Origin of the sequence: Pseudonocardia sp. McavD-2-B, assembly GCF_024124365.1 — a bacterium.
GTDB lineage: Bacteria > Actinomycetota > Actinomycetes > Mycobacteriales > Pseudonocardiaceae > Pseudonocardia > Pseudonocardia alni.
This window is the reverse complement of sequence record NZ_JAMXSG010000280.1, coordinates 1-7,493: the sequence shown is the minus strand read 5'-3', so window position 1 is coordinate 7,493 and position 7,493 is coordinate 1. Positions and strand designations below refer to the sequence as shown.

Below are 7,493 nucleotides of genomic sequence, written 5' to 3'. Positions count from 1 at the left end.
GCGGGGAGGCCGGTCGCCTGAGCGTGGCCGCCGGGGTCAGCGCGGCGGCTCGTCGAAGTCGTCGGGCGTGGCGGTGTCGAGGAACCGGCGGAACGCCTCCAGCTCGCCGGAGCCGCTGCCCAGCCCCTCGACCACGACCGTCGACGGGTCGACCCCGGCCACGGTCAGCACCGCGTCGGCGACGACGATGTCGGCGCCGAGCAGCAGCGCCAGCACCACCGCGTCGCTGGTGCGCGAGTCGACGCGGGTGCCGTCGTCGAGGTCGAGCTCGGCGTGGAACACCGCGTCGCGCAGGGTGTGCACGCGGACCCGGACCAGGCGGCGGCCCGCGGCGCGCAGCACGGCGCCGATCAGGCGGTGGGTACCGGGGCGGGCGCTCTGCACCCCCTCCAGCGCGGCCGCCGCGGCCAGCGCCTCGGCCTCCCCCACCGCGACGACGACGATCCGCCCCGACCCGGACGTCTCCTCCAGCAGGACGACCCGGTCGGTCGTGGCCGCGTCGGTGCCGACGGCCTTCACCCGTACCTGCGGCATCTGCGCACATCCCGTCCTCGGTGTCGCACGGGGTACCCGCCGGGCGCCGGACCACACCCGCGCGGCGCGCGGAGTCCGACCTCACCGGCCGGCGCCGCGTGGACGCCGGGCGCGTGGGTACCCCGCGCGGATGACGACCCCCGACACCGCGGTGATCGACGTCGACGGCACGCTCGTCGACACCAACTACCACCACACCATCGCCTGGTCCCGCGCCCTGCGCCGGTTCGACGTCACGGTGCCGCTGTGGCGGCTGCACCGTGCGGTCGGGATGGGCGGGGACCAGCTGGTCCCCGCCGTCGCCGGTCAGGGGTTCGAGGACACCCACGGCGACGACGCCCGCGCCGCCTGGAAGGAGGAGTTCGACCCGCTGCTCGGCGAGGTCGTCGCCCTGCCCGAGGCGGCGGAACTGCTCGTCGACCTGCGCGACGGGTTCGGGATGAAGGTGGTGCTGGCCAGCTCGGGCGACCCCGAGCACGTCGAGGCCTACCTGGACCTGTTCGACGGACGCACCCTCGCCGACGCCTGCCTCACCCGGTCCGACGCGCGCCGCACCAAGCCCGACCCGGATCTGGTCAGGGCGGCGGTGCGCCGGGTCGCCGGGTCGACCGCGTTCGTCCTGGGCGACTCCGAGTGGGACGTGCGCGCCGCCGCTGCCGCCGGGCACCCCGCCTACGCGGTGCGCACCGGCGGAGCGGGTGTCGACGAGCTGACCGCGGCAGGCGCCGTCGAGGTCCTCACCGACCTCGCCGCGGTGCGGCAGGCGATCCCGCGGATCCTGCGCGGCTGACCCGGGACCGGGCTGGCAGCATCGGTGCGGGCCGTGGTCGCGTCCCGCGACGGGCAGGACGGGAGCATCGCATGTCGATCATCGCCGTCGAGGAGCACTGGACCTCCCCCGCGCTGGACGCGGCGCTGGCCGCCCTGCCGGCGCACCGTCGGGACCCGAGCACGGCCCTCAACGACATCGGCGACCACCTCGCGCAGCTGCACGACCTCGGCGCGGGCCGGCTCGCCGCGATGGACGCCCAGGGCGTCGACCTGCAGGTGCTCTCGGTCGCCCCGCCGTCGACCGGACCGCTGGACCCGGCGGACGCGGTCGCGCTGTCCCGCGAGCTCAACGACACCGCCGCCGCGGCCGTCGCCGACCACCCGCGGCGCCTGCGTGCGATGGCGACCCTGCCCACCGCGCACCCGTCGGCGGTCGCGGCCGAGCTGGAACGCGCCGCCGACCGGGGCCTGGTCGGGGCGATGGTCTACGGCCGCAGCGGCGACATCCTGCTCGACGACCCCCGCCTCGACGACCTGTTCGCCGTCGCCGCGGCACGCGCGCTGCCGGTGTTCGTGCACCCGCAGGTCCCGCCGCCCGCCGTGCGCGACGCGTCCTACTCCGGGTTCGGCGACACCACCGACCTGGCGCTCGCGACGTTCGGGTGGGGCTGGCACGTGGAGGCCGCCGTCGCGGTGCTGCGCCTGATCGCCCGCGGCACCTTCGACCGGTACCCCGGCCTGACCGTCGTACTCGGACACTGGGGCGAGCTGCTGCCCTACTGGGCCGACCGCGCGAACGGCGTCGCCCGGGTCGCCGGGCTGGAGCGCTCGGTACCCGAGTACGTGCGCGAGAACATCGTGCTCACCTGCTCGGGGATGCTCGACCCCGCGCACCTGCGGCACGCGCTGGCGGTGACGACGCCCGACCGGCTGCTGTTCTCCACCGACCACCCCTTCCAGCACCCGTCACGGGCGGAGGTCGCGGGGTTCCTCGACGGGTTCGCCGCCGCCGACCGCGACCTGTTCACCGAGGGCAACGCGCGACGGCTGTTCCGCATCGAGGGACCGGTCGGCCCGGACCGGTAGCGGCGGTGGTGTCGTCCGCCACCGGTGTGTCACGCGCCGTACGGGCCCGCGCGGGGTAGGGTGGGACCCGGATCAGATCTGCCGACCGTCCCGGGTGTTCCACGGCCGGGTCGTACGGCGGGTCCCGGACACCGTCGACGGCCTGTGGCGCTTCCCGCAGCCGGACCGCCGACCTCCGTGACTGCGATCCCCCACCGGCCGGTTCGTGGTGCGGAGGGGCCATCCGGCCCTTCGTCATGTCGAGCACGTCCGGCCGCGGCCCCCACGGGACGCGGCCACGGACCGGCGCCGCAGGACGTCGACAGGAGCAGTACGTGGCGCGAGGAGGCAGGCCCCGGACCGGGGCTCGCCAGAGCACCCCCCAGCGTCGTCGCCGCACGCGCGGCAACGACGTGATGTCGGTGCTGACCGGGGCCGCACGCGAGGTGCGGACCGCCCTGCGGACCGGCCGGGTCACCCCGGCCACCCGCACCAAGTTCCAGACGGTGGCGCTGCTGCTGCGCGACGAACGGGCCCGCGTCCGCGACCGCCACGACGACGCGAAGCGGGCCGAGACCCTGCAGCGTCTCGACGAGATCGCGAAGGCACTGGCGATGGACGCGGTCCGCGACGCGGGCCTGCTGGCGCTGCTCGCCGACGACGCCGTCGTCTCCGACTCGGCACGCGCGCTCAAGCGGGAGATGCTGCGGTCGGCCGGGATCGAGGTCGACGAGCCCGAGCCGGAACCGGAGCCCGTCGAGGTCCCGCTCGTCCCGGCGAAGCCGCAGGTCGTGCCGCAGTCCGTGGTGGCCCGGCAGATGGCCAACCCGTTCCTCGCCCCCGACTTCTCCGCCGCGCCGCCGAGCGGCCCGCGCCCGACGCCGCTGACCGGCTGGGAGCTGCTCGGCCCGCTGCTGCGCTCCTTCGAGCGCGCCGGGGCGGGTGCGCCGGCCTGCATGGAGCTGCCCGAACCCTCGACCAGTCCCGTCCCCGGCGGGCGGGAGCTGATGCCGCACCAGGCGGAGCTCGTCGCCGCCGCGGAGAACGGGCACCGCACCTTCCTGCTCGCCGACGAGCCCGGCCTGGGCAAGACCGCGCAGGCACTGCGCGCGGCGGAGGCCGCGAACGCCTATCCGCTGCTGGTCGTCGTGCCGAACGTGGTGAAGACCAACTGGGTGCGCGAGGCCGCGCTGTGGGCGCCGCGCCGGGCCGCGACCGCGATCCAGGGCAACGGCGACTCCGTCGACGGCTTCGCCGACATCGTCGTCGTCAACTACGAGGTGCTCGACCGGCACATCGGCTGGCTGGGCGACTTCGGGTTCCGCGGGATGGTCGTCGACGAGGCGCACTTCATCAAGAACCGCACCTCGCAGCGGTCCAAGCACGTCCTGGAGATCGCCGAGAAGATCCGGTCGTTCATCCCGCGGCCGCTGCTGATGGCGCTGACCGGCACCCCGCTGATCAACGACGTCGAGGACTTCCTGGCCATCTGGCAGTTCCTCGGCTGGATCGACGCGACCAAGCCGCGCGCCCAGCTGCTCGACGCGCTGACCGCGACCGGCATGACCCCGGCCGACGGGCTGTTCGAGCGCGCCGCCCGCCAGTGCGTCGTCGACATGGGCATCGTGCGCCGTCGCAAGATCGACGTCGCCGCGGACATCCCCGCCCGGCGCATCGCCGACCTGCCCGTCGAGATCGACGGCCCGACCGGCCGGTCCATCCGGGCCGCCGAGAAGGCGCTGGCCCGGCGGATGGTCGCCCGTTACACCGCCGCGCTCGCCGCCCGCCGGTCCGGCCCGACGGTCGAGGGCATCGACCACGGCCTGGTCCGCGACGTCGCGGGCTGGGAGCAGAAGGACGCCGCGGAGGCGGGCTCCGGGGACAACGTGTTCACGATGATGCGCCGCCTCGGCCGGGCCAAGGCCGGGCTGGCGGCGGACTACGCGGTGCAGATCGCGCGCAGCGCGGGCAAGGTCGTGTTCTTCGCCAAGCACGTCGACGTCATGGACGCCGCCGAGCAGACCTTCGCCAAGCAGGGCGTGCGGTACTCCTCGATCCGCGGCGACCAGACGCCGTCGGTGCGCCAGCGCAACATCGACGCGTTCGTGAACGACCCGGGCGTCGCGGTGGCGGTGTGCTCGCTGACCGCGGCGGGGGTCGGGCTGAACCTGCAGGTCGCCTCGAACATCGTGCTCGCGGAGCTGTCCTGGACCGCGGCCGAGCAGACCCAGGCGATCGACCGCAGCCACCGGATCGGACAGTCCGAACCGGTGACCGCGTGGCGGATCCTCGCCGCCCAGACGATCGACGCCCGGATCGCCGACCTGATCGACTCCAAGGCCGGCCTCGCGGCGGCGGCGCTCGACGGCGCCGACGACGTGTCCGGGTCGTCGGCCGACGTACAGCGCGAGGCCCTGGTCGCGCTGCTCACCGAGGCGCTGGAGGCCGACCTGGCGGCGTGAGCGGTCGGGTCAACTCGCCGGCGGCGTGTAGAACTGCAGGTCGTTGCCCTCGGTGTCGCGGAACGGGAAGATCCGGCCCCAGGAGTGCTCGCTGATGTCGCCCTGGACGTGGCCGCCGCGCTGCTCCAGGTCGTCGAGGGCCTGCTCGATGGACGTCTCCGGGTGGAAGCTGATCACGGCACCGCCGTGGTCGGCGGTCTCCGCGGTCTCCCGGCCGTTGAGCCCGATGGTGAGGCCGCCGGCATCGAGCTCGGTCCAGTCGTCGCTCTCCATCGTCACGGCCAGGCCGAGGACGTCCCGGTAGAACGCGGTCGCCCGCTTCATGTCGGTCACCGGCACCCAGACCGCTGCCACCTGCTTCGCCACGTCCACTCCGTTCCGCCGGTGTGCACCGACGTGTCGCTCGACACCCTGTCCCCGGAGGCCTACCCCGGGGCGGTGCGGCGAAACGACGGGCTCAGGCGGAGCCGCCGAGGTGCTCGGCGAAGTGGCGCTCCATCGCCCGGAACAGCCGGATCCGGTTCTCCGGGTTGGCGAAGCCGTGCCCCTCGTCGGTGGCCAGCAGGTACTCCACCGGCACCCCGCGCTCGCGCAGCGAGGCCACGATGTTGTCCGACTCGGCCTGCACGACCCGGGCGTCGTTGGCGCCCTGGGCGACCAGCAGCGGCGTGCGGATCCGGTCGACCATCGTGATCGGCGAGCGGGCCGCGAGGTCGGCCGCCTGCTCCGGCACGTCCGGGTCGCCCGCGTAGCGGTACCAGGCGTTGACCTGGTACGGCCGGACGAACTCGGGCAGGGTCCGCATGAAGTTGGCCAGGTCGGAGATGCCGACGTAGTCGACGGCGGCGGCGAAGCGGTCCGGGGTGACGGTCACGCCGACCAGCGCGGCGTACCCGCCGTAGGAGCCGCCGTAGATGCCGATCCGGTCCGGGTCGGCCCAGCCCTGCCCGACGGCCCAGTCGCAGGCGTCGATCAGGTCGTCGTGCATCGCGCCCGCGAGCTCACCGATCGCGGCGGTGAGGTGGCGGCGGCCGTAGCCGGTGGAGCCCCGGAAGTTGACCTGCAGCACGGCGTACCCGCGGTTCGCCAGGAACTGGACCTCGGGGTCGTAGCCCCAGGCGTCGTGCGCCCACGGCCCGCCGTGCACGACCAGGACCAGGGGCAGGCGCTCGGTGTCCTGCCGAGTCGTGCCGACGGGCAGGGTCAGGAAGCCGTGCAGCGGGAGGCCGTCGCGGGCGGTGAACGACACCGCGTCCATCGGTGCGAGGTCGGCCGGGTCGAGGTGCGGGTGACCGCGGAACAGCTCCCGGCTCTCCCCCGTGGCATGGTCGTAGAGCCGGTACACGCCCGGCTCGCGGTCGTGGGTGTACCCGGCGATCCAGAGCCGCCCGGACTCGTCGGAGGAGACCGACTCCAGTACGCCGTCGGACAGCGCGGACAGGGCCTCGAACACCGGCGCGAACTCCGGGTCGAGGATCTCCAGGTGCGGCCGGCCCCCCACGTACCGGGCGGCGACGACCTCGCCGGTGGCGCTGTCGGTGAGCAGCGTCTGCGGCAGGCCGGGGCCGAGCATCCCCAGCGTGTCCAGGCTCGTCCCGTCGACGGCGGACACCACGGTCTGCTCGCCGGTCTCCCGGTCGATCCGGACCAGCCGCAGGTCGTCGGAGTCCTGGTGGAGGCCCAGGAGCAGGCCGGTGCCGTCGGGGGTGACCATCTGCGGGTACACACCGACCGGATGCTCCGGGCCGCCGACGGTGAGCAGCAGCCGTCGCCCGCCGTCGGGGTCGACCGCGGAGAACTCGTAGTCGCCGGCCTCGGTCATGACCGAGTGGAACGCCGGGCGGCCCTCGCGGTCGGTCAGCCAGGTCTCGCGCAACCCGGGCTGGGCCAGCTCCAGGGTGGTCTCGCCGGTCGCGAGGTCGACCCGGAACATGTCGAGCGACATCGGGTCGGGGTTCATCCAGACCAGCACGGTGCCGGGGCGCTCGTGGGACGGCTCGACCCCGAACACCCGCGAGCCCGGCGCCATCGGCGTGAGGTCGACGGCGGGCTCCCCGGGGGCGTCGAGGTCGACCCGGTACAGGTGCCAGTCCTCGTTGCCGTCGGTGTCCTGCTCGTAGAGCATCCAGCGCGGGTCGCCGGTCCAGTGGTAGCGGGAGATCCCGCGGCGGGTGTCGTGGGTGACCGGGACGGCGTCGGCGTGGGTCTCGTCGACGCCCCGGACCCAGAGGTTGCGCCGTCCGCGGTGCGAGGCCAGGTAGGCGATGCGCTTCCCGTCCGGCGACAGCGACGGCCCGGCGAACTCCGGGTCGGCGAAGAAGTCCTCGAGGGTGATGCGGGTGCGGGCGGATGTCCGGGTCGTCGGTGCGTGGGTCATCGGTGCCTCCTCACGGAGCCGGGGACCGTCCCCGGTGCCTGGGCCCCATGGCACCGTCGGCCGTCGCGGCACACTCCAGCGATCGTGACCCGGGTCTCCCACCGGCACGGGGCGCGGTGGTCTCCCGGGCACGCCGGCGCGAGCCGAGCCCAGGTGGCGCTCACTGGTCCACCCTCCGGGTGTCGGTGATCGTGATTGGGTTGCCGATGCGCCCGAGGTGCCGCTGGGTCATCGCCCTGCTCGCTCGACTCGGTTGAGGTCCAGCATGAGATCTGCGGGGCCCA

Annotated in this window: 6 protein-coding genes; 3 read left to right on the top strand and 3 right to left on the bottom strand. The window is 74.4% G+C overall.

Going from position 1 to position 7,493, the window contains the following annotated elements; all coding sequences use genetic code 11:
• Nucleotides 1–36: 36 nt before the first annotated feature.
• Nucleotides 37–534, bottom strand: a complete 498-nt coding sequence (locus NH602_RS25825; protein ID WP_179760019.1) for a bifunctional nuclease domain-containing protein — start codon at nucleotides 532–534, stop codon at nucleotides 37–39.
• Nucleotides 535–664: 130 nt separating this feature from the next.
• Here NH602_RS25825 and NH602_RS25820 point away from each other — a divergent pair, with 130 nt between their 5' ends.
• The 3 genes from NH602_RS25820 to NH602_RS25810 all read left to right on the top strand — a co-directional run bounded on the left by NH602_RS25820 (nucleotide 665) and on the right by NH602_RS25810 (nucleotide 4,832).
• Nucleotides 665–1,324: an HAD family hydrolase gene (locus tag NH602_RS25820; protein WP_179760020.1), complete on the top strand. Its 660-nt coding sequence runs from the start codon at nucleotides 665–667 to the stop codon at nucleotides 1,322–1,324.
• A gap of 71 nt (nucleotides 1,325–1,395) precedes the next feature.
• Complete coding sequence (locus tag NH602_RS25815) at nucleotides 1,396–2,391, top strand: amidohydrolase family protein (protein ID WP_073575095.1); 996 nt, start codon at nucleotides 1,396–1,398, stop codon at nucleotides 2,389–2,391.
• 395 nt (nucleotides 2,392–2,786) lie between these two features.
• Nucleotides 2,787–4,832 (top strand): DEAD/DEAH box helicase, encoded by a 2,046-nt coding sequence (locus NH602_RS25810; protein WP_202416385.1) that lies wholly within the window; start codon nucleotides 2,787–2,789, stop codon nucleotides 4,830–4,832.
• Between the two features lie 9 nt (nucleotides 4,833–4,841).
• On the opposite strand, the gene NH602_RS25805 is transcribed toward NH602_RS25810, so the two are convergent.
• Entirely contained in the window at nucleotides 4,842–5,198 is a 357-nt protein-coding gene (locus NH602_RS25805) for a VOC family protein (RefSeq protein WP_100880511.1), read from the bottom strand.
• Nucleotides 5,199–5,289: 91 nt separating this feature from the next.
• Complete coding sequence (locus tag NH602_RS25800) at nucleotides 5,290–7,209, bottom strand: alpha/beta fold hydrolase (RefSeq protein ID WP_253069143.1); 1,920 nt, start codon at nucleotides 7,207–7,209, stop codon at nucleotides 5,290–5,292.
• Nucleotides 7,210–7,493: the final 284 nt, after the last annotated feature.

Coding starts and splice junctions, on each gene's coding strand:
- NH602_RS25800 (WP_253069143.1), bottom strand. CDS start 7,209: ATGACCCACGCACCGACGACCCGGACATCCGCCCGCACCCGCATCACC.
- NH602_RS25820 (WP_179760020.1), top strand. CDS start 665: ATGACGACCCCCGACACCGCGGTGATCGACGTCGACGGCACGCTCGTC.
- NH602_RS25815 (WP_073575095.1), top strand. CDS start 1,396: ATGTCGATCATCGCCGTCGAGGAGCACTGGACCTCCCCCGCGCTGGAC.
- NH602_RS25825 (WP_179760019.1), bottom strand. CDS start 534: ATGCCGCAGGTACGGGTGAAGGCCGTCGGCACCGACGCGGCCACGACC.
- NH602_RS25810 (WP_202416385.1), top strand. CDS start 2,787: ATGTCGGTGCTGACCGGGGCCGCACGCGAGGTGCGGACCGCCCTGCGG.